Genomic DNA, 21,080 nt, shown 5'->3' on the forward strand with positions numbered 1-21,080 from the left:
GGACCGAGGACCATGGCTGTCCGCAGAGTTGCCCTGCTCACCGCCGGCGGGCTTGCGCCCTGCCTGTCGTCCGCCGTCGGCGGGCTGATCGAGCGCTACACCGAGGTGGCGCCCGACGTGGAGATCATCGCCTACCTGAACGGGTACCACGGCCTGCTCAGCGGCCGGTTCCTCGAGGTCACGCCGGAGGTGCGGGCGAAGGCGTCGCTGCTGCACAAGTTCGGCGGCAGCCCGATCGGCAACAGCCGGGTGAAGCTCACCAACACCGCCGACCTGGTCAAGCGCGGCCTGATCGAGGACGGCCAGAACGCCCTCCAGGTGGCCGCCGAGCGGCTGGTCGCGGACGGTGTCGACGTACTGCACACGATCGGCGGCGACGACACCAACACGACCGCGGCCGACCTCGCGGCGTACCTGCAGGAGCACGACTACAGCCTGACCGTGGTCGGCCTGCCGAAGACGATCGACAACGACGTGATCCCGATCCGGCAGAGCCTCGGCGCCTGGACCGCGGCCGAGCAGGGCGCGCTGTTTGCCCGGAACATCATCGGCGAGCACAGCTCGAACCCGCGGATGCTGATCGTCCACGAGGTGATGGGGCGGAACTGCGGCTGGCTGACCGCGGCAACGGCGCAGGCGTACCAGCAGTGGGTCGACGAGCAGGAGTGGAACCCGGGGATCGGCCTGGACCGGGGCGGCTGGTCGGTGCACGCCGTGTACGTGCCGGAGGCAACGATCGATCTGGACGCCGAGGCGGACCGGCTGCGCAAGGTGATGGACGCCGAGGACTGCGTGAACATCTTCCTGTCCGAGGGTGCCGGTGTGTCGTCGATCGTCGCCGAGATGGAGGCCCGCGGCGAGGAGGTCGGCCGGGACCCGTTCGGGCACGTCAAGCTGGACACGATCAACCCGGGCGCGTGGTTCGCGAAGCAGTTCGCGGAGCGGATCGGCGCCGAGAAGACGATGGTGCAGAAGAGCGGCTACTTCAGCCGGTCGGCCGCGGCGAACGACCGCGACCTCGCGCTGATCAAGGAGTGCACCGACTACGCCGTCGACGCGGCGCTGCGCGGTGAGTCCGGCGTGGTCGGACACGACGAGGAGCGCGGCGACGAACTGCGCGCGATCGAGTTCCCGCGGATCGCCGGCGGCAAGGAGTTCGACCCGGGCGTGGAGTGGTTCGTCAACCTGAAGTCGGAGATCGGTCAGGCTTAGGCCCTGGCTGATCACGGAGGCGGTCGACCCAGGTGCCGGCCGCCTTCTCGATCTGGGTGAGGACCTCGTCGAAGCCGTCGTCCTCGCCGTAGTACGGGTCCGGTACGTCGTCGCGCGCGAACAGTTGCGCGGCGACGCCGTACCGGGTGAGCGTGTCCAGGTGGCCCGAGTCCATCGCGAGGACCAGGTCCCGGTCCGCGGACCGTTCGTACTGCTGGGCGCGGTGTGCGCTCCCGTCGTACCCGCGGCGCCGGAGCGCGGCCGCCGCGCGGGGGTCCATCCGGTCGCCGGCGTGCCAGCCGCCGGTCCCCGAGCTCGAGACCTGTACGCCGTCGACGCCCGCCTCGGCGAGCTTGTGCCGTAGCACGACCTCGCCCATCGGCGACCGGCAGATGTTCCCGGTGCAGACGATCTCGACCCGCATGCTCAGTGGATCTCGGCCTTCTCCGGGAGCACGGTGTTGATCAGCATGCCGACGACGCTGATGATCAGCGCGCCCCACAGCGCCGGCCAGAACCCGGCGACGTGGAACTGGACGTCCAGCTTGCCGGTGATCCAGGACGTCAGCCAGAGCATCACGGCGTTGATGACGAAGGTCAGCAGGCCGAGCGTGAGGATCAGGAACGGGAAGGACAGCACCTTCACGACCGGCTTCACGACGGCGTTCACGACGCCGAAGATCGCGGCCACGATCAGCAGCGTGACCACCCGGCGGCTGGTGGTCGCGCCCTCCAGGGTGATTCCGGACACCAGCCAGCTCGCCACCGCCAGCGCGACGGCGTTCGCCAGCAACCTGATGATCAAGTTCTTCATACCGTCGATCCTCCCACCCAGGCGGTAGCACCACTCTCCGTACACACCCTGGTCGAACCCTGGGTCTTGACACCGAAAATGACCAAGTGATCTGATCATTTTCATGAAACGGCCCCTGGTTGCGGTTGTCGCGTTGTCCCTCACGGCAGCAGGCCTCGCTGTCCCCGCCGCGTCCGCGGCCCCGTCGACGTGCAGCGCCGTCCAGACGAACTGGACCGCGAAGACGACCCCGCACGCCGCCCCCGAGGGGTTGCTGAACGCGTACAGCAACACCGGCAAGGGCTGGACCGGCGCGGACAGTACGTATTCCGTGCCGCTGGCCGGCGGCCGTACGGCGTGGATCTTCTCCGACACGTTCCTCGGCCCGGTCAACGCGGACGGCAGCCGTCCGAAGACCACGCCGTTCATCAACAACTCGTTCGTGATCCAGCACGGCACGGACCTGAAGACGGTCACCGGCGGTACGGCGGCCGACCCGACGGCGCTGGTACCGCCGCCGTCCGACGGCTGGTACTGGTTCGGCGCCGCGCAGACGAGCCACGCCGGTCAGGACCTCGACGTGGTCGCGCTGCGGTTCCAGAAGACCGGCACGGGCCAGTGGGACTGGAAGTGGGCCAGCAACTACCTGGCGCGGTTCGACAGCAAGACGTTCAAGCTGAAGTCGCTGACGCAGCTCCCGTCCGCCGCGAACGTGCAGTGGTCCGGCTGGCTGCTGCGCGACCAGGGCTACACGTACGTGTACGGCGTCGAGGACCTGGGCGCCTCGAAGTACCAGCACGTCGCCCGTGTCCGTGGTGACGACCTCACGGCCAAGCCCTGGGAGTACTGGACGGGCTCAGGCTGGTCTGCGGACGAGACGGCCTCCGCCCGGGTGCTGGAGGGCGTGGCCAACGAGCACAGCGTGACCCGTTGGGGTGACGGCTACCTGCTGACCACGCACAACACCAACGAGCTGTTCAGCAAGAGCGTCCTCGGGTACTTCTCCTGCTCGCCGACCGGCCCGTGGGTGAAGCCGGTAGAGCTGTACCAGACCCCCGAGACCGGCGGGAACATCATCACGTACAACTCCCACGAGCACCCGGACCTGCGGCAAGGCGCCTCGCTGCTGGTCAGCTACAACGTGAACAGCCTGGTCAGCGACGAGCTGTACGGCGACGTGAGCATCTACCGGCCGCGCTTCCTCTCGGTCACGCTGGCGGCGGCGCAGTGAGCGCGTCCGGCGGCGTCGTACGGCGCAGTCTCCTGGACGACCTGGCGACGTCGATGCTCACCCTGATCGCGGAGCGGAAGCTGGCGCCGGGCGATCAGTTCGAGGCCGTACGGTCGCTGGCCGAGCGGTTCAAGGTCGCCGTACCGACGGTGCGGGAGGCACTGCGCCGGCTGGAGGCGACCGGGGCCGTGGAACTCCGGCACGGCTCCGGGGTGTACGTCGGCCCGAACGTCGGCCGGCTGGTTCTGGCGAACCCCCTCGCGCTGGAACCGAGCCCGGACCGGCTGGTGGAGCTGCTGCAGGCCCGTGCCCTGATCGAGCCGCCGGTCGCCGCGCTGGCAGCGAAGACCCGCGCCGAGGCGCCGCTCGAACAGATGGCCAAGGACCTGGAGGCCGCGGCGGAGCTGATCGCCTCCGGCGACCACACGCGGCTGGCCGAGGTGAACATGGACTTCCACCGCTCACTGGCGCTGGCGTCCGGGAACGCGACGCTGGCCGAAGTGGTCGAGTCCGTCACGGTCGTGAACGCCCGCGAACAGCTGGAGATCCTGCACATCCACGGTGACCGCCAGGCCGACCTGGACGAACACCGCGCGATCTACGACGCGATCCGGTCCGGCGACCCCGACCTGGCCGAACTGCTCACCCGCGAGCACCTGGACGGCGTACTGGCCGTCATCAACGAACGACTTCAGCATCCCTGAGCTGGAAGGACGCAACACATGCAACGCAACAACCGCAAGGCGCTGGCTGCTCTGGTGGTTGCCGGCACGCTCGCGCTGTCGGCCTGTGGCGGGGGCGCCAAGCCCGGCAAGGCCACCGAGGACAAGCCGGTCGACTCGCTGAAGTTCTACAACGACAAGGGCGGCTGGAAGGACGCGTTCACGCAGGTCGGCGCGGCCAGCAAGAAGGACATCGGCGTCGGCATGGAGCCGGTCGGGTACTCCGACTCGAACACGTACACGGCGTTCATCCGGTCCTCGTTCCGGACCAAGGAGAAGGCCGACCTGTTCACCTGGCACACCGGCAAGGAGCTTCAGGATCTGGTGGACCAGAAGCTCGTCGCCGAGACCACCGACCAGTGGACCAAGGCGGTTGCCGACGGCAACGTCCCGGAGCAGCTCAAGCAGTACTTCACCTACGACGACAAGCAGTACTGCGTCCCGCTGAACGCCGGGTACTGGGTGATGTACTACAACAAGGCCGTCTTCAAGAAGGCCGGGATCACCGCGGCGCCGAAGACCTGGGCCGAGTTGCAGCAAGCGGCGGACAAGGTGAAGGCGATCGGCGTGAAGCCGTTCTACCAGACCAACATCCTGTTCTCGTTCGTCTGGTTCGAGACCCTGCTGGCCGGCAAGGACCCCGACCTGTACGACAAGCTCGCGACCGGCAAGGCGAAGTACACCGACCAGGGTGTCGTCGACGTGATGAACGAGTGGAAGAAGATGATCGACGCCGGTGACTTCAGCGACCCGGGATCGAAGACCGAGCCGCAGGCGCAGCTGAAGAACGGCGACGTCGCGATGATCAACTTCGGCACCTGGTTCAGCGGCAACCTGAACACGCTGAAGATGCAGGCCGGCACGGACTACGACTTCTTCGTGATCCCGAACGTGAACCCGTCGCTGCCGAAGACGTCGATGATCTTCGAGACCGGCCCGGTCTGTTCCGCGGCCGCGAGCGACCACGCGTCGACGGTGAAGAAGTGGACCGACTGGTGGCTCACCCCGCAGGCGCAGACCGACTGGGCGAACAGCCGCGGCGACCTGTCGTTCAACCCGAGGGCCGAGGTCAAGGACGCAGGCCTCGCTCAGCTGAACAAGGACGTCAACGGGTACCGCTTGATCAACAGGTGGTTCGAGGCGACGCCGGTGCCGGTGGCGAACAAGGCGCTCGAGGTGTTCGGCGCGTTCGTGACGAAGCCGGGTGACCCGATGCCGGGCCTGCAGAAGATCCAGGCCGAGGCGGACGCGTACTGGGCCAAGCAGAAGTGAAGGACCGTACCGGCGCGCGGGCAGCGCCCCTGTTCGGGCTGCCCGCGGTAGCTGTCGTCGCGCTGCTGCTGTACGTGCCGTTCCTGTGGACGACGTACGTCAGTTTCACGTCGTACGACGGACTGGCGTCGCCCGTGTGGTCCGGGCTGGCCAACTACAAGGCGATGTTCAGCGACCCCGATCTGGTCGGGGCGCTGGTCAACACGCTGCTGTGGGTGGTCGGCATGATCACGCTGCCGGTCGCGCTCGGCCTGCTGGTCGCCGTGCTGACGTACGGGCACCGGTGGGGGACGTGGCTGCGGTTGCCGTTCCTGCTGCCGTACGCGATCTCCGGCGTGGCCGTCGGGGTTATCTGGGGATTCGTACTGCAGCCGGACGGCGCACTGGGACAGGCACTCGGGTTCTTCGGGCTCCCGGGTGCCCACACCGGCTGGCTGCAGTCCGGGCCCGGCAACACGATCATGATGATCGTGGCCACCACCTGGCAGGCCGCCGGCGTCAACGCCCTGCTTTTCGTAGTAGGCCTCCAGTCGATCCCAACCGAGCCCCTGGAAGCAGCCCGCCTGGACGGTGCCGACGGCTTCAAGCTCTTCCGCTTCCACCTCTGGCCACAGCTGAGGGCTATCACCACAGTCGTCATCGGCCTCTCACTCGTCGGAAGCCTGAAAACCTTCGACGTGGTCTGGGTGATGACGCAAGGCGGCCCTGGTACGTCGAGCGAGACCCTGGCGCTCTCCATGTACAAGGAGACCTTCGTCCTGAACGACTACGGCCAAGGCGCGGCGATCGCGCTGTTCCTGAGCCTGGTCACCTTCGCGGCCTCGATCCTGTACCTGCGCTACCAGCTGGGAGACGCCCGTGAGCAAGGTTAAGACGGGGGTCCTGATCGTCCTGGGGCTGTTGTGGTTGGCACCGGTGTACCTGCTGGTCGTCAACGCCTCGAAGTCCGTCGACGGGTACGACGCGAAGACCGTGTGGAAACCCGCCGGGTTCGACCTGTTCGCGAACTTCGGTGACGCGTGGAGCAAGGCGTCGCTCGGCGACACGTTGGTCTCGACGACGCTGTACAGCGTGGTCGCGCCGGTGCTCGCGGTGCTGGTCGGCGCGGCCGCCGGGTACGCGATCGTCGTACTCAAGCTGAAGCGCGGGTTCCTGTGGTTCGTGTTCATCTTCGGCGGGACGATCTTCCCGTTGCAGATGATCCTGATGCCGCTGTTCTCCGGGTACGCGAACTCCGGGCTGTACGACACCCGGGTCGGGATGATCATCGTGTACACCGCGATCAGCGTGCCGTTCTCGGCGTTCGTGATGCGGAACTTCTTCACCGGGATCGCCCGCAGCGTGTTCGAGGCCGCGGTGGTCGACGGCGGCGGGCTGTTCCGGATCTTCCGCAGCATCTACCTGCCGATGGCGGGCTCGGCGCTGGCCGCGATCTTCATCCTCCAGGCGACCTTCGTCTGGAACGACCTGCTGCTCGGCCTGACGTTGTCGCAGTCCGACTCGGTCCGCCCGATCATGCCGGCCCTCACCGGCCTGCAGAGCACGTACGGCGGCGCCGCCCTCCCGACGGTCCTCGCCGGCGGCCTGCTCGTCTCGCTCCCCACCGTCATCCTGTTCCTCGCCGCCCAGCGCTTCTTCTCCCGGGGCCTCGCCCTGGGTCAGTTCTGATCTTCATCGGAGGAAATATGCGAACCGCCACGCCATCACAATCGCCCGCAGCTCGCCTCGGCGAGCGGGCGCCGCACGCGAACGGAGGATTGTGATGGCCCCGGAGTCCGCCGCCGCCCCACCCGCCGCGAGCGACGGTCCGCGCACGGTCGTGGTCACGGGCGGAGCAGCCGGCATCGGCCGAGGCGCCGTGGAGCGCTTCCTAGCAGCCGGCGACCACGTTGTAGTGCTCGACCGCACCACCTCCTCTCTCTCAGTCCTGGGCGATCGGGTGACCGGCGTCCAAGTAGATGTCTCGGACCGGGCAGCATTGGCAGCAGCCGCGAAAGAGATCGGCGACGTGGACGTGCTGGTGTGCGCCGCGGGCGTCCAACGCTATGGGACTGTTGTTGATACACCCTGGGATGTGTACGACGAAGTGATGGCGGTGAACGTCGGCGGTGTGTTCTTCGCCTGCCAGGCATTCGTCCCGCGGTTGAAGCGCGGCGGAAGTGTCGTGGTGGTCGCCTCCGTGCAGGCGTACGCCGCGCAGACCGGCGTCGCGGCGTACTCGATGGGTAAAGGCGCCCTGCTCAGCCTCGTCCGTGCGATGGCGGTCGACCACGCCCCGGACGGGATCCGCGTGAACGCCGTCTGCCCAGGCTCCGTCGACACCCCGATGCTCCGCACCTCCGCCGCCCAGTTCGCCAACGGCCGGACGACCGACGAGGTGGTCGCGGAGTGGGGCCGCTCGCACCCGCTCGGCCGGGTCGCGAACCCGGAAGAAGTTGCCGAGGTCATCTACTTCCTGTCCTCGCCGGCCGCGTCGTTCATGACCGGCGCGGACGTGAAGGTCGACGGCGGCCTGACCGCCGGACTGCCCGTCGTACTGCCGGAGGACGAGAAGTGAAGATCGTCGACGTACGCGCCACCACGGTCACGATTCCGCTGGAGGCGCCGCTGCGACACAGCAACGGAGCGCACTGGGGACGTTTCGTACGGACTGTCGTGGAGGTCGAGGCCGACAACGGGCTGATCGGCCTGGGCGAGATGGGTGGCGGTGGGCAGAGCGCCGAGGCCGCGGTCGCGGGGCTGAAGGAGTACTTGGTCGGCCACGACCCGGCCCGCACCGAGGCGCTCCGCTGGATGCTCGCGAACCCGACCGCGAGCCTGTACAACAACCGCACCCAGTTGCTCGCGGCCATCGAGTTCGCCTGCCTGGACCTGCAGGGCCGCGAGCTCGGCGTACCTGTGCACGCGCTGCTCGGCGGCAAGGTGCGGGACCGGGTGCCGTTCGCCAGCTACCTGTTCTTCCGGCACGCGAATCCCGACGGCACCGGCGAGATCCGGACCGCGGAACAGTTGGTGGCGCACGCCCGATCGTTGGTCGACGAGCACGGGTTCAGCGTGCACAAGCTGAAGGGCGGCGTGTTCCCGCCGGACTACGAGCGCGAGTGTTTCCGCGCGCTGGCCGAGGCGTTCCCCGGGCATCGGGTCCGGTTCGACCCGAACGGCGCGTTCAGCGTCGAGGAGGCGATCCGGTTCGCGCGCGGCATCGAGGATCTCGACAACGACTACCTCGAGGACCCGACCTGGGGCCTGAACGGGATGCGCCGGGTCCGCCGGAACACCCCGATCCCGCTCGCCACCAACACGGTCGTGGTGAACTTCGAGCAGCTCGCGGCGAACGTCCTCGACCCGGCGGTCGACGTGATCCTGCTGGACACCACGTTCTGGGGCGGTATCCGGCCGTGCATCAAGGCGGCCGGCGTCTGCGAGACGTTCCAGCTCGGCGTCGCGGTGCACTCGTCCGGCGAGCTCGGCATCCAGCTCGCGACCATGCTGCACCTCGGGGCCGTCGTACCGAACCTCTCGTTCGCCGCGGACGCGCACTACCACCACCTGCGCGACGACATCATTGCCGGCGGCAAGCTTCCGTACGCCGACGGCGCGATCGCGGTCCCGGACGCGCCCGGCCTCGGCGTCGAGCTGGACCGCGACAAGCTGGCCGAGTACGCCGAACTGTTCCGCGAGCTCGGCCCCTACCCGTACGACCGCGATCCGGCCCGCCCGGACTGGTACCCCCTGCTACCGAACACCGATTGGGCAGACCCGTCATGACGATCCCGCGTTCCGCCGACCTGGCGAGCGACGTCCTCACGCACACGTACGACGACATGTTCAACCCGCCCGGGCTGACGAACTTCCTCGGCACCGCGCAGGTCGACCACGACGTCGTCGCGATCCGCAGCGTGAACTTCCCGCCGTACTCGCACGGCGACGCGATCACCGGCCAGCTGTACGTCGACGGCCGGCTGGCCCGCTCGTACGGCGGCACGGTGGAGGTCGTGTGGCGCCCGGACCAGGTGGTCCGCTCCACCACGGTCGCCGACCTCCACATCCGCACCACAACGGCCTGCGCCCCCGGCAGACCGGCTGTGGTCGTACGACTGGACATTGCTGGGCAACCGGGGCGGTCCGTGCGGCTGGGGCTTTCGCTGGCTAGTACTGCCACCCGCTCGCCGTCCGGGTGGCTGCGCCCGGAGCCACCCTCCGAGCCCAACACACTGACGGTTGTCGGCGATCGGATTGTCGGCACCGGCGAGTCCGAATCAGCCGTGAGCGTGCAAGGTCTTGATGTGCCCAGCACTGTGGACCGAGGGATGCTCGAGACGACCGTCGTGTTGGACGAGGCGGGGAAGGGGCGGTTGTCGTACGTGCATGTGCTGGCGGGGACGGTGGCAGAGGCGGCGGAGCACTTCGACGTGTGCGTGGCCGACGTACCGGCCGTCGTCTCGGTCGCGGAGAGCATGTGGGACGTGGCGATCGCGGACGCGTTCGACCCGTCCAGTGAAGGCTTCAGCGGGTCCTTGCCGGTGCTGGAGACCTCGAACGAGGCCCTGCAGAAGCTGTACTGGTGGGGCGTTCTCGGCGTGATCTGGTTCCGCCGTGACAACCCGGCGAGCGTCATCGGGCGGACGTACGACACGTTGATGCCGCGGTACTGGCAGACCACGACGTTCATCTGGGACTACAGCCTGTCCTCGCTGACGCATGCCCTGCTCGACCCGGAGCCGATGCGCAAGCACATCGAGCACTGGATCGACCTGGACATCCACAAGCACTTCGGCACCGAATGGCTGACCGGTGGACCGGTAGGGCAGTGGTACTCGGTCAACGACTTCGCCATGACCTGTCTCGTACGCGACTACGTACGATTCACCGGCGACGACGCGTTCCTGGACGTTTCTGTCGGCCCGAAGGCCGTGGGGGAGCACGTGCACGACTGGGCGACCGCCTGGCGCGGGCTGCGCGGAGAGCACGCCCTTGCGGACTACGGCGGCATCGACAACCTGCTGGAGTGCGTGAGCAGCTACGTGCACGAGGTGGCCAGCTTCAACGCAGCCAACGTCTGGTGCATGCGGGTGGCGGCTGAGATCGCGGACCGCTCGGGTGACACGGACCGTGCGGCTTTACTCCGCAAGGAGGCGTCTGCGCAAGCAGGGCACGTCAACGAGCTGTACGTCGAGGGCAAGGGCTTCTGGCACGCCCGCCAGCCCGACGGCACGCTCGTACCGGTACGGCACTGCTACGACTTCAACATCATCGGTACGACGATCCCGGACGACCTGTCCGAGTCGCAGTGCGCAGAGATGGTGACGTTCTTCCAGAACGAGCTCCAGACACCCACCTGGATGCGCGCGCTGTCGCCGTACGACGCCGACGCCGCGTTCAGCGTCCGCCCGGACCATCAGTGGAACGGCGCGTACCCGGCCTGGCCTGCTGACGCCGGGCGTGCGCTGTTCGCCCTCGGGCGTGGCGACGTACTCCTCGACTGGCTACCAGGCCTCGCCAAGACCGCCAACCAGGGCCCGTGCGGCCAGGCCCACTTCGTCGAAGAGGCCCAGCCCGCCATGGCCGGCGGCGCCCAGAAGTCACCGCCCCAGTTCCCCTACCTGATCGACTGGGCCTGCTCCTCCTCCGGCGCCTGGGTCAGCCTGGTCCTGGAAGGCATCTTCGGCCTCGAAGTAGCCCTGGACGGCACAGTCACCGCCAACCCCCAGCTCGCCGACCTAGACCCCCAAGCCCGCCTGACCGGCCTCCGAGTCGGCACGACGACGTACGACGTCACAGCCGACGGCCTGACCGAGCCGACGACCTGACCGAGCCGACGACCTGACCGAGCCGAGGGCCTGACCGAGCCGAGGGCCTGACCGGGCCCGCCGGCTGACGCCGAACGCGCTGGCAGCTCGGAAGCGCCGCCCGCCGCACCGCGGAGGGGCCTCGACCGACAGTCAGCCCGGCGGCATCGCGATGGCTTCGAGGAGGGACTCCTCGGCGCCGGCGAGGTGCCGCCGGAGCTCGGCGACGCACTCGTCGAGCTCACCGCGCTCGAGCAGCCGGATCAGCTTGCGGTGCGACGCGACCTGCTGCCGCGCGTCCTGACGCAGCGCGTCCACCCGCGCCAGCGCCAACCGCGCCTCACCCGTCACCGAGTCCGCCGTAGCAATCAACCGCTCACTCCCCGTGAGTGCAACCAGGCTCCGGTGGATCGCCAGATGCGTCTCGGTCAGCGCCTCCGGATCCGCCCCCTCCTTGGCGGTCGCCGCGAACACCCGCATCGCCTCCCGGACCCGCTCCCGAGCCGCCTCGTCCGCATCGAACCAGGCTCGGATCCCCGCCGACTCCAGCACGAACCGCGCCCGGCAGATGTCCGCCACCGCCGCCGGATGCAGGATCGCGACGCTGACCCCCTTGTTCGGCTCCCGCACCGCGAGCCCCTCGGTGACCAGCATCGTCATCGCCTCCCGGATCGTGCTCCGGGCCACCCCCAACGCCTCCGCCAACGGCTGCTCCCGCAACGGCGTACCAGGCTCCAGATCCCCGGCGAACAGCGCCGCCCGCAACGCGTCCACCACCCGATCCACCGTGGTCGAGCGGTCCACCCGCAGCCGTTCGTACATGAGAGGATTCTCGTCCAGACCAGGCCCGTTGTCGCGCCCGCCCCGCCCCGACCACCCACCCTGTGGATAACTCCCGACACGATGACCCGGTTTTCAGGCACCATTTTCCCCAAGTGGCCGCCCCTTCCGTGGACTGGCGCGGAAGCCACGTGACCGAGCGAGGAGAGCATCGTGGGAGACAGCAAAGCGCTGCCGATCCTCGGCGGTATCGGGCTCGTGCTCATCCTGCCATTGCTCATCGTGCTCGTCATGCTGCTCAGCGTCCTGGGAGGTCTCGGCTCGGCCGAGGCGCAGTGTGCCCAGGCCGCGGAGGAGACGAGCCTGTTCGGCTACCCGACCTCGGCACAGAAGATCGACGTCGACTGGACTGCCCCGGCGCCGGGCCTCCCGGGGCACTCAGGCTACGACTTCGCCGTCAAGGCGGGCTCCCCGGTCTACTCCTCGATGGACGGCACGGTCTCCCAGGCGTCCAACAATGAGGTCCGGATCCGCCGCGAGGACGTCGAGACGCGGTACTCCTACATGGGCAGCATCACGGTCGCGGTCGGTCAGGCCGTGAAGCGTGGTGCCCAGATCGGCACGTCCGGTACGGGGTCCGAAGTTGCCCCCGGCATGACTGGCGACCACCTGCACTGGGAGCTGTGGGTCGACAAGGACGGCAACGGAAAGTGGTCGACGCAGAAGCCTGACAAGAATCCGTTCGAGATCGATCCCTCGGACAGCGCAGGCGGCTGCAGTTGCCAGGGCGGCAACCTCTCAGGTGCGAACAACCAGCAGAAGGCTTTCAACTACTTCGTCTCGGTGGGCTACACCAAGGAGCAGTCGGCCGGCATCGTCGGCAACATGATCGCCGAGTCCGGCGTCGAGCCCGGCCGCAAGCAGGGCACCGCCCCCGGCACCGTGACCAAGCCGGCCGACGTGGTGGACGCCGCGAGCGACGTCGGCTGGGGCATCGTGCAGTGGACCCCGCCCGGCAAGATGATCAGGCCCGCTCGCGCCTCGGGGGCGACCGACGACCAGATCGGCACGCTGGCGTTCCAACTGGACTTCCTGCACAAACAGCTCCTCGGTCAAGCGGAGCCTTCGGAGAAGGCCGCCGGAGACGCCGTCAAGGCCGCCGGCAACGTCGATGACGCCGCGGTCGCGTTCGGCGGCAAGTACGAGCGGTTCGCCGGGTACGAGGATCCGAACAACTCGCGCTACGCCGAGCGCAAGTCGAACGCCGAGCACGTGCTGAGCACGTTCGGCGGCGTGGCACCGACCACCACCGATCCCAAGGACGCGGCGGCCACCTCGGACCCGTGCGGTGCCGGTAGCGGCAACATCGCTCAGGTCGCGAAGAACCTGGCATGGCCCGACGACCCGCACAAGCACTGGGGTACGGACGCGAGCCTGGCGAAGCCGGAGTACGTCGCCGCGATGGCGAAGTTCAACGACGGCCCCAACGGACAGACGCCGTACAGTGACTGTGGGCGGTTCGTTGCGACCGTGCTGCACATGAGCGGCGCCGACCCGAAGTTCCCGAACGTGTCGACCTCGGCGCAGAAGGACTACATGCTGGCTCATCCGGAGATCTGGGACCACTGGGAGACGACGCCGCCGGGCGGTATGAAACCGGGCGATGTCCTCAATGGACCGGGCCACACCTACCTGTACGTCGGACCGTGGGGTGACGGCGGCGGGTTCGACTCGGCAGCCGCCTCTCTCGGTGACCACGTCCCCACTGCGGACCACCTCTACAACGTCGGCCCGAGCGGCTTCTGGGTGTTCCGGGTCAAGGGCGGCACCACCCCCACGACGACGCCGACCAAGTGAGTTAGGACGGGAACAGCGATGCTTGAGGAGAACCGGCGGCCGCTGATGATCGGCGGCGTGGTGCTGGTGGTGCTCATCGTTCTGATCGGCAGCATCGCACTGTCCCGGCGCGGGGGCCCGGAGACCAAGCTCAACGTGCAGTCGGTCCCGAACGACCTCACGCTGACCCTGGACGGGCATCAGATCCCGGCGAACGGCGAGATCAAGGTCAAGTCCGGCCGGCACACCATCGAGGGAACGCGGCGCGGGTTCCAGAGCTACAGCCAGGACATCACCGTGACCGGCGATACGTCCAGCTACAAGATGTACCTCTACGCGAACAGCGCCGAGGGGCGCGAGTGGGCCAAGAGCAACCCGGAGCAGGAGCGGCAAGCGGAGGCCGAGGCCGGCCGTCGCTTCGACGAGATGCAGGCCCGGTTGCTCGACAAGTACCCGGTGATCGGGTATCTCCCGTACGTCGGCGACGGCTTCGAGGCCACCCGCGCCCCGTCGAAGACCGACCCGAAGAACCCCGAGGCGATCTCGCTCGCCATCGAGGTCTACGGACCCCAGGGCAGAACCAAGGCCATGCAATGGATCCAGGGCTACGGTTGGGACCCGGCCACCCTCGACATCATCTGGACCACCGGCAAGTAGCCGCCGCCTCGCGCGGCCTACCGGAGCACCAGTCGCGCCCGCCCGAACACCCACCCAGCGCACCCGGTCGGTAGGACTCCCCTGGTCCGCTGGCGAGATGCCCCGGCCAGGCGCTCCGGCCGTGTACCAGCCCCGGGCCGGCCGCATGCGCACCGCACGCGTCGCACCGCGGCGCCGCACCCTCGCGCCAGACCGCCGCACCGCACCGCGCACCGCACCGCACGGCACCCCCAGCGCCGCGCCGGCCGCACCACCGCACCACCGCGCCGGACCGCCGCGCCGCGCCGCAGGCGCGGGCCCGCACATTCAGCTCGCGGCGAGCCGCCGAGTCGGTCGGCAGGGTAGGTGCTTCATCGTCGGCGGGACCGCGTCGACCACACGGTGACGTTCCGCTTCGGGTTCGTCCCCCACCCGGCGAAAGGTGAGGGACGGCCATTCGCATCAGCTCGTACGCTTCAGCGGACCTCCAGTTGTCAGGCGGGGAGGTGGAGTTCTCCGCCTGGGGTGGTGATTGAGGTGAGCGGGAAGTCCAGGGGGTTGGTGAGGCAGCGGGCGGAGCCGCCGCCCTTGTGGAATTCGGTGAGGTCGAGGACGACGACCCGCAGGCCGAGGGTGGTGAGGATGTCGCGCAGGCGCGGGGAGCAGGCCGGCATGATGATCGTCTCGCCGACCACGATCGAGTTCGCCGAGAACGCGAACGCCTCCTCGTCGGTGAGGACGATCGGGTCCGGGACGATGCCCGCCAGTTCGCCCTGGCTCGCGGTGTCGAAGGCCGGCGGGTAGACCATCGCGTGGGTGCTGTCCACCGGGCAGAACGGCAGGTCGAGGTGGTACATCCCCTCGTGCGCGATCCGCAGTCCGCGGACCCGGATGTTCCACTCGGTCGCGAGGTGCTTGAGCGCCTCCGCGTCGGTCCGCGGTCCGTACCCGACGACCAGGCTGTCGCCGTACACGAACGCGTCGCCCGACTCGAAGTGCGGCCCGACGCCCTCGCCGCCGACCCGGTCGAGCTGGAACCCGTGCCCGGTGAACCACTCCGCGGCGCTCAGCGACTCCGCCCGGCGCGGCTCGAACCGCATGTGCGAGAGCATCGCGCGCCCGTCGGCGGCGGCCAGCCCGAGGTTCATCGCGTAGACCATGTCGGGCGAGTCGGCGCGCTGCTCCAGCACCTCGACCTCGCCGCCGGCGTCCAGGATCGCCTGCCGTAGCGCGTCCCACTGCTTCAGCGTCAGCGCCGGGTCCGGCTGGTCCTGCGTCGACATGTACGGGTTGATCACGTAGTCGATCCGGAAGTGGTCCGGCCGGACCATCAGATAGCGACGACCCCACTCCAGCGGCTGTCCCACGAGTACCTCCCTGACCGTTGAGATCCCAGTGCAGGATCCCCTGATTGTCCGACAATCAGTCAGTTTGAGGCTCGCCGTTCCCGGAGTCAAACGGTCGCCCCGGGGAGGCTGGTTCCGGTGTGCGGTAAGGACTAACCTGCGGGCATGACCCCTGACAATGAGGTTCGCTTCCGCGCCTGTCTGGACGACGTTCCGGCTTACAAGCCGGGCCGTCCGCCGGAGCGCACCGACGGCCGGCCGACGTACAAGTTGTCCAGCAACGAGAACCCATACCCGCCGCTCCCGGGCGTGCTCGCCGCCGCCACCGAGGCCGCCGCGCAGATGAACCGCTACCCGGACATGGGCGCGGTCGACCTGCTCGAGGCGCTGTCGAAGCGGTTCGGCGTACCGGTGAGCGACCTCGCGGTCGGTACCGGGTCGGTCGCGCTGCTGTACCACCTGCTGCAGGCTTCGGTCGCGGACGGTGACGAGGTCGTTTACGCCTGGCGCTCGTTCGAGGCGTACCCGATCGCGGTGCAGCTGACCGGCGCGACGTCGGTCCAGGTGCCGCTCACGCCCGACGCGCGACACGACTTCAAGGCGATGGAGGCGGCGATCACCGACCGTACGAAGGTCGTGCTGGTCTGTACCCCGAACAACCCGACCGGCCCGGTGGTACGCCGCGACGAGCTGATCGCGTTCGTCGACGCCGTACCGTCCGACGTGCTGGTCGTGGTGGACGAGGCGTACCGCGAGTTCGTCCGGGAGACCGACGTCGTCGACGGGGTCGAGCTGTACCGCGACCGGCCGAACGTGCTCGTACTGCGAACCTTCTCGAAGGCGTACGGCCTCGCCGGCTTCCGCGTCGGGTACGCGATCGGTCACCCGTCCGTGGTCGCCGCGATCCGCAAGTGCGCGCTCCCGTTCGGCGTCAGCTACGTCGCCCAGGCGGCCGCAATCGCCTCCCTCGCCGTCGAGGACGAACTCCTCGAGCGTGTCGACGCCCTGATCGAGGAACGCCAACGCGTCGTCGCCGAACTCCAGGCCGCCGGCTGGACCGTCCCCGAGTCGGAAACCAACTTCGTCTGGCTCGAACTCGGCGAAGACACCGTCAAGTTCGCCGAAGCCGTCCAAGCCGAAGGCGTCTCGGTCCGCCCCTTCCCCGGCGACGGCGTCCGAGTAACCATCGGCGAACCCGAAGCCAACAACCTCTTCCTCACCGTAGCCCGCACCTGGCACCAGCAAACAAACCCACGCTGACCCCCGCGCGACCCGCCAGCTTCGTTGTGCTGTTCAGGCCCGGCCGCTCCGCGTGCTGCCCTGCCCGTGTGCTGCCCTGCCCGTGTGCTGCCGGCTGGCACGCGCGTGCTGACGGCTGGCGTCGGGGTGTTGTGAGCTGACGCTCACGGGTGGGTGCTTGGTGCGGGCCCGTGGGTGGGGGAGGCGGTGACTCGGCGGGCGTGGTTGTCCCCTGCGTGCTGCGCCGCCCCTTGCGTCGTCGCTACGGTCTTTGGGCGCGGCTGCTCCGCGCGCTCTCGCCCGCCCGTGTGTTGCGGGGCTGGCGCCCGTGCTGCCGGCTGGCGTCGGGATGTTGCGAGCTGACGCTCACGGGGGGCGCGGGTGGGCGGGGGCGTGGGTGAGCGGGGGAGGTTGTCGCTGGGCTCGGTGGTTCGTCAGCCGCGTGTGGCTGGCGAACCGCGTGTGGCTGGCGTACCGCGTGTGGCTGGCGTACCGCGTGTGGCTGCTGTAGTGCGTGTGGCTGGCGTAGTGCGCGGGGTGTGGGAGTGCGGTCGCGCAAAGAAGAAGCGGCGCCGGGAGGAGTGAGGCTTGCTCCCGGCGCCGCGGTGGTGCGCCGAATCAGTCAACCCACCGAGGTGGCTGGTTCGGGTCCTGCATCACTGACCAGGGAGGGTCAGTTGTTCTGCTCGTTGCTCTGCTCGCAGGTCTTCAGCGAGTCGATCGAGTTGCCGTTGTTGTCCAGACCGAGGATGCCGGTCGGGTTCGTCAGCGGAACGGTGCCGCCGATGCCGGTGGCGTCGATCTCGTTGTGGCAGACCTGCCACGGGCCGACCTTGTTGTCGCTCACCGAGACAACGCCGTTGCCGTCAGCCTTGTACCACTTGCGGTTCTGCTGGTTGTCCTGCTCGCAGGTCTTGACGGCGGTGATGCTGTTGCCGTTGTTGCCCCAGCCGATGATGCCGGTGATGTCCTGGGCCGGAACCGTGCCGCCGATGCCGGTACCGGCACCGAAGTTGTGGCAGGCCTGGACCGCGCCGAGGTCGTTGCGGTCGATGGCAACCAGCGAACCGTCCTTGCGAACGCCCCACCAGCGAGCGTGGTCCGCGTCGTAGTTGCCCGCGCCCTGGGACAGAGCCGACACCTGGTCGGACAGACCCTCGACCTGGGCCTTCTTCTGCGCGTCGTCGAGCATGTTGGCGCCCGCGAAGCTCGCGACACCAAGGGTGGCAACGGTCGCCGCCGCGGCTGCGATGACGATCTTGCGAGTTACCTGCATTATGCCAGGTTTCCTTTCGGGTTTGACGGATTCGTCTTAGTGGTAACGACCCCTGGCGCGGCCGGTTACAAACTTTTTCGTCAACTATTTTCCCTGATACGGCAGTGATATTGGTGAGCGGAAGTTGAGACGGAGGGGCCCGTAACCAGGCCTGATGTGCGTCGTTGAGTCAGCGCGGGTGACGGATGGCCCGGTGAATCGGCGATTGTTTCGGTGGGCTCGGTGGCTGCCGAATTGGCAATAGCACGATTCGTCGGAACAATTTGGAACCATTGCCGGAGTTTCGTGCCGTGTTTTTTCGGGGCAGGGCGCGACCGGCAGCCAGACCCGCTGCCGCGCGCATCGGCAGCGGTGGGAGACCCGGGTCCCTTGGGCCCGGGTCTTTCCTTTTCAGGTCCGGCGGCGCTCGGCCGTCACGACCAGCGCGACCCCGACGATGATCACCGCGCCACCCAGCAGGATCTGCCAGGTCAGGCTCTCGTTCAGGATCAGCCACCCGAGGAACACCGCGACCGCGGGGTTCACGTACGCGTAGGTTCCGACCAGCGAGATCGGCGCGTTCGCGAGCAGATACGAGTACGCCGTGTACGCGAGCAGCGACCCGAACACCACCAGGTACGCCAGCCCGATCCACCCGCTGCCGTGGATCCGGTCGAAGTGCAGCCGGGCCGGCTCGCCCCGCAGTACGCCGAGCAGCACCATCGCCGTACCGCCGAACACCATCTCGTAGAGCGCCGTCACCAGCGGGTCCCGCGGCAGGCCGAGGCGGGGCGCGTACCGCGAACCGGTGGCCCAGCAGATCGTGCCGGCGACCAGGATCGCCACCGACAGCGGCTTCGCGCTCGTGTTGCCGCCTGACAGCGCGAGCAGCGCCGCCCCGCCGAACCCGATCAGTACGCCGACCCACGTCATCGCGCGCGGCCGTTCGCCGCCGCCGACGCGGAGCAGCATCAGCCACAGCGGGATCGCCGCGACCAGCAGCGCGGCCAGTCCGGACGGCACCGTCTGTTCCGCGATCGCGACGGCGCCGTTGCCGAGGGCAAGCAGCAGGACGCCGACCGTGGCCGCGCCGATCGCCTCCCGGCGGGTGATCCGCAACCGCCGCCACCCGGACCTGAGCGCCAGCCCGGCCGCCATCAGTACCGACGCGGTGAGGAACCGGGTGGCCATCCCGAGCATCGGCGGGATCTCCGCCTCGACCACGACCCGGATCGCCAGGTACGTCGAACCCCAGACGACGTACACCACCGCGAGCGCGGTCCAGATCATCGCGCCGGAGGCCGGCCGGGCGCCGGTCCCGACCACTTCGGCGGGGGCAGTGGCCATCGCGACCCTCCTCGGGGTGTCAGGGGTGTCATGTACGAACGATGCTTACACTAGGCCTCGCGCGCGCGGGCGCGCAAGGAGATATCCGGCCACCCGGCGGCCGGATCCCGCCAGCCGCCGTCCGTCGAGACGAAGTTGTGACGCATCACAGTCGAGGCGCTCGTACGCTGCCGGACGAGCCTGCGGATAGGACCAGTGGATGGACTGGTGTCTCATCCCAGGACCGATTTCGGTACCGCCGTACCCGCTGGAGTCCAGGAAGTTAGCGGATCAGGCACCTGGTCTGTACGGTGTCCGGCAAGATGGGAGTGAGACCAGTGAGGAGGTCCACTGCCAGCAGTGCATCAACCCCTGGAATCACGCGGACCAGCCTGCGAAAGCCGCACCCGGCAACAGCGGGGGGACCCGTGCAACGTTGCGGTCGCGGCGATCCCGCGCTCGAACCCGAGGAGTGCATGTGAGTGAGTCGGTGCCGGGCCTTGCCCCGGAAGTGTTCGCGCCACACGAGGCGCCGGTCAGTCCGCCCCAGGCCTCCGAAGAGGTCGAGTTCGTCCAGCTCCTGACGCCCGAAGGTGAGCGCGTCGAGCACCCGGACTACTCGTTCGACCTCGACGACGAGGCGATCAAGGGTTTCTACCGGGACATGGTCCTGGTACGGCGGATCGACGCCGAGGCGACCGCCCTGCAGCGTCAGGGTGAGCTCGGCCTGTGGGCGTCGCTGCTCGGCCAGGAGGCCGCGCAGATCGGATCCGGCCGGGCGCTGAACAAGAAGGACATGGTCTTCCCGACGTACCGGGAGCACGGCGTCGCGTGGTGTCAGGGGGTCAACCCGCTGAACCTGCTCGGCCTGTTCCGCGGCGTCGACCAGGGCGCCTGGGACCCGAAGGACAACAACTTCCACCTGTACACGATCGTGATCGGCGCCCAGACGCTGCACGCCACCGGGTACGCGATGGGCCAGCAGCGCGACCACGCGATCGGCGACGCCGACAACGGCGAGGCGACGATCGCGTACTTCGGCGACGGCGCCAGCAGCCAGGGCGACGTCAACGAGGCGTTCATCTGGTCCTCGGTCTTCAACGCGCCGGTGGTCTTCTTCTGCCAGAACAACCAGTGGGCGATCTCGGAGCCGATCGACCGGCAGACCCGGATCCCGCTGTACCAGCGCGCCGCCGGCTTCGGCTTCCCGGGCGTCCGCGTCGACGGCAACGACGTACTCGCGACGTACGCCGTCACCCAGCAGGCGCTGAAGCGTGCCCGTGAGGGCAGCGGGCCGTCGCTGATCGAGGCGTACACGTACCGGATGGGCGCGCACACCACCTCCGACGACCCGACGAAGTACCGGCTGAACGAGGACCTCGAGCACTGGAAGCTCAAGGACCCGATCGAGCGGGTGCACGCGTACCTGACCCGGCACGCCGGCGTCGACCACGACTTCTTCGACGAGATCGACGCCGAGGGCGACAAGATCGCCGCCGAGCTGCGGGCCGGCTGCCTCGCACTGCCGGATCCGGTGCTCACCGACTTCTTCCAGAACGTGTACGTCGACGAGACGCCGCAGCTGGCCGAACAACGTGACCAGTACGCCGCGTACGCCGCGTCGTTCGAAGGCGAGGGCTGAGC

General features: G+C 68.5%; 19 protein-coding genes. 13 read left to right on the plus strand and 6 right to left on the minus strand.

The features are described 5' to 3' along the window. Positions 1 to 12: 12 nt before the first annotated feature. A complete protein-coding gene (locus tag ACQHIV_RS31725) occupies positions 13 to 1,212 on the plus strand; it encodes a pyrophosphate--fructose-6-phosphate 1-phosphotransferase (protein WP_427887530.1) in 1,200 nt (399 codons plus the stop codon). On the opposite strand, the gene ACQHIV_RS31730 is transcribed toward ACQHIV_RS31725, so the two are convergent. Continuing rightward, entirely contained in the window at positions 1,181 to 1,636 is a 456-nt protein-coding gene (locus ACQHIV_RS31730) for a low molecular weight protein-tyrosine-phosphatase (protein ID WP_427887531.1), read from the minus strand. The genes ACQHIV_RS31725 and ACQHIV_RS31730 overlap by 32 nt on opposite strands. 2 nt (positions 1,637 to 1,638) lie before the next feature. Beyond that, a complete protein-coding gene (locus ACQHIV_RS31735) occupies positions 1,639 to 2,025 on the minus strand; it encodes a phage holin family protein (RefSeq protein WP_427887532.1) in 387 nt (128 codons plus the stop codon). A 103-nt stretch (positions 2,026 to 2,128) separates the two neighbouring features. Here ACQHIV_RS31735 and ACQHIV_RS31740 point away from each other — a divergent pair, with 103 nt between their 5' ends. The 8 genes from ACQHIV_RS31740 (at position 2,129) to ACQHIV_RS31775 (ending at position 11,039) form a co-directional block, all read left to right on the plus strand. Further along, positions 2,129 to 3,235, plus strand: coding sequence for a DUF4185 domain-containing protein (locus ACQHIV_RS31740; RefSeq protein ID WP_427887533.1), 1,107 nt, complete (start codon positions 2,129 to 2,131; stop codon positions 3,233 to 3,235). Then, positions 3,232 to 3,939, plus strand: a complete 708-nt coding sequence (locus ACQHIV_RS31745; RefSeq protein ID WP_427887534.1) for a FadR/GntR family transcriptional regulator — start codon at positions 3,232 to 3,234, stop codon at positions 3,937 to 3,939. The genes ACQHIV_RS31740 and ACQHIV_RS31745 overlap by 4 nt, the downstream gene beginning before the upstream one ends. Before the next feature lie 18 nt (positions 3,940 to 3,957). Continuing rightward, positions 3,958 to 5,229: an ABC transporter substrate-binding protein gene (locus ACQHIV_RS31750; RefSeq protein ID WP_427887535.1), complete on the plus strand. Its 1,272-nt coding sequence runs from the start codon at positions 3,958 to 3,960 to the stop codon at positions 5,227 to 5,229. Beyond that, positions 5,226 to 6,101, plus strand: a complete 876-nt coding sequence (locus ACQHIV_RS31755; protein WP_427887536.1) for a carbohydrate ABC transporter permease — start codon at positions 5,226 to 5,228, stop codon at positions 6,099 to 6,101. Before ACQHIV_RS31750 ends, ACQHIV_RS31755 begins: the two co-directional genes overlap by 4 nt. Further along, positions 6,088 to 6,897, plus strand: coding sequence for a carbohydrate ABC transporter permease (locus tag ACQHIV_RS31760; protein ID WP_427887537.1), 810 nt, complete (start codon positions 6,088 to 6,090; stop codon positions 6,895 to 6,897). The genes ACQHIV_RS31755 and ACQHIV_RS31760 overlap by 14 nt, the downstream gene beginning before the upstream one ends. A gap of 94 nt (positions 6,898 to 6,991) precedes the next feature. Further along, positions 6,992 to 7,786 carry an SDR family NAD(P)-dependent oxidoreductase gene (locus ACQHIV_RS31765; protein WP_427887538.1) on the plus strand — a complete coding sequence of 265 codons (795 nt, stop codon included), beginning with the start codon at positions 6,992 to 6,994 and terminating at the stop codon, positions 7,784 to 7,786. Further along, a complete protein-coding gene (locus tag ACQHIV_RS31770) occupies positions 7,783 to 8,997 on the plus strand; it encodes an enolase C-terminal domain-like protein (RefSeq protein WP_427887539.1) in 1,215 nt (404 codons plus the stop codon). Before ACQHIV_RS31765 ends, ACQHIV_RS31770 begins: the two co-directional genes overlap by 4 nt. Next, complete coding sequence (locus tag ACQHIV_RS31775; protein WP_427887540.1) at positions 8,994 to 11,039, plus strand: hypothetical protein; 2,046 nt, start codon at positions 8,994 to 8,996, stop codon at positions 11,037 to 11,039. The genes ACQHIV_RS31770 and ACQHIV_RS31775 overlap by 4 nt, the downstream gene beginning before the upstream one ends. A gap of 132 nt (positions 11,040 to 11,171) precedes the next feature. On the opposite strand, the gene ACQHIV_RS31780 is transcribed toward ACQHIV_RS31775, so the two are convergent. Beyond that, complete coding sequence (locus tag ACQHIV_RS31780; protein WP_427887541.1) at positions 11,172 to 11,840, minus strand: GntR family transcriptional regulator; 669 nt, start codon at positions 11,838 to 11,840, stop codon at positions 11,172 to 11,174. 171 nt (positions 11,841 to 12,011) lie between these two features. Here ACQHIV_RS31780 and ACQHIV_RS31785 point away from each other — a divergent pair, with 171 nt between their 5' ends. Together ACQHIV_RS31785 and ACQHIV_RS31790 are read left to right on the plus strand one after the other, a co-directional pair. After that, complete coding sequence (locus ACQHIV_RS31785; RefSeq protein WP_427887542.1) at positions 12,012 to 13,655, plus strand: phage tail tip lysozyme; 1,644 nt, start codon at positions 12,012 to 12,014, stop codon at positions 13,653 to 13,655. An 18-nt stretch (positions 13,656 to 13,673) separates the two neighbouring features. Beyond that, a complete protein-coding gene (locus ACQHIV_RS31790; protein WP_427887543.1) occupies positions 13,674 to 14,291 on the plus strand; it encodes a PEGA domain-containing protein in 618 nt (205 codons plus the stop codon). Positions 14,292 to 14,764: 473 nt separating this feature from the next. On the opposite strand, the gene ACQHIV_RS31795 is transcribed toward ACQHIV_RS31790, so the two are convergent. Continuing rightward, positions 14,765 to 15,637: a dimethylarginine dimethylaminohydrolase family protein gene (locus ACQHIV_RS31795; protein WP_427887544.1), complete on the minus strand. Its 873-nt coding sequence runs from the start codon at positions 15,635 to 15,637 to the stop codon at positions 14,765 to 14,767. A 144-nt stretch (positions 15,638 to 15,781) separates the two neighbouring features. Here ACQHIV_RS31795 and hisC point away from each other — a divergent pair, with 144 nt between their 5' ends. Beyond that, on the plus strand, positions 15,782 to 16,876 hold the full coding sequence (gene hisC, locus ACQHIV_RS31800; RefSeq protein WP_427887545.1) for a histidinol-phosphate transaminase: 1,095 nt from the start codon (positions 15,782 to 15,784) through the stop codon (positions 16,874 to 16,876). Between the two features lie 652 nt (positions 16,877 to 17,528). On the opposite strand, the gene ACQHIV_RS31805 is transcribed toward hisC, so the two are convergent. Continuing rightward, a complete protein-coding gene (locus ACQHIV_RS31805; RefSeq protein ID WP_427887546.1) occupies positions 17,529 to 18,131 on the minus strand; it encodes a hypothetical protein in 603 nt (200 codons plus the stop codon). A gap of 390 nt (positions 18,132 to 18,521) precedes the next feature. Next, the gene (locus ACQHIV_RS31810) at positions 18,522 to 19,457 is read right to left on the minus strand and encodes an EamA family transporter (protein WP_427887547.1); all 936 of its coding nucleotides are present in this window, start codon (positions 19,455 to 19,457) and stop codon (positions 18,522 to 18,524) included. Positions 19,458 to 19,914: 457 nt separating this feature from the next. Between ACQHIV_RS31810 and pdhA the strand changes: the two genes are divergently transcribed. Beyond that, the gene (gene pdhA, locus ACQHIV_RS31815; protein WP_427887548.1) at positions 19,915 to 21,078 is read left to right on the plus strand and encodes a pyruvate dehydrogenase (acetyl-transferring) E1 component subunit alpha; all 1,164 of its coding nucleotides are present in this window, start codon (positions 19,915 to 19,917) and stop codon (positions 21,076 to 21,078) included. The last annotated feature ends 2 nt before the right edge of the window (positions 21,079 to 21,080 follow it).

It is taken from the genome of Kribbella polygonati (assembly GCF_050320105.1).
In the GTDB taxonomy this organism is placed as follows: Bacteria; Actinomycetota; Actinomycetes; order Propionibacteriales; family Kribbellaceae; genus Kribbella.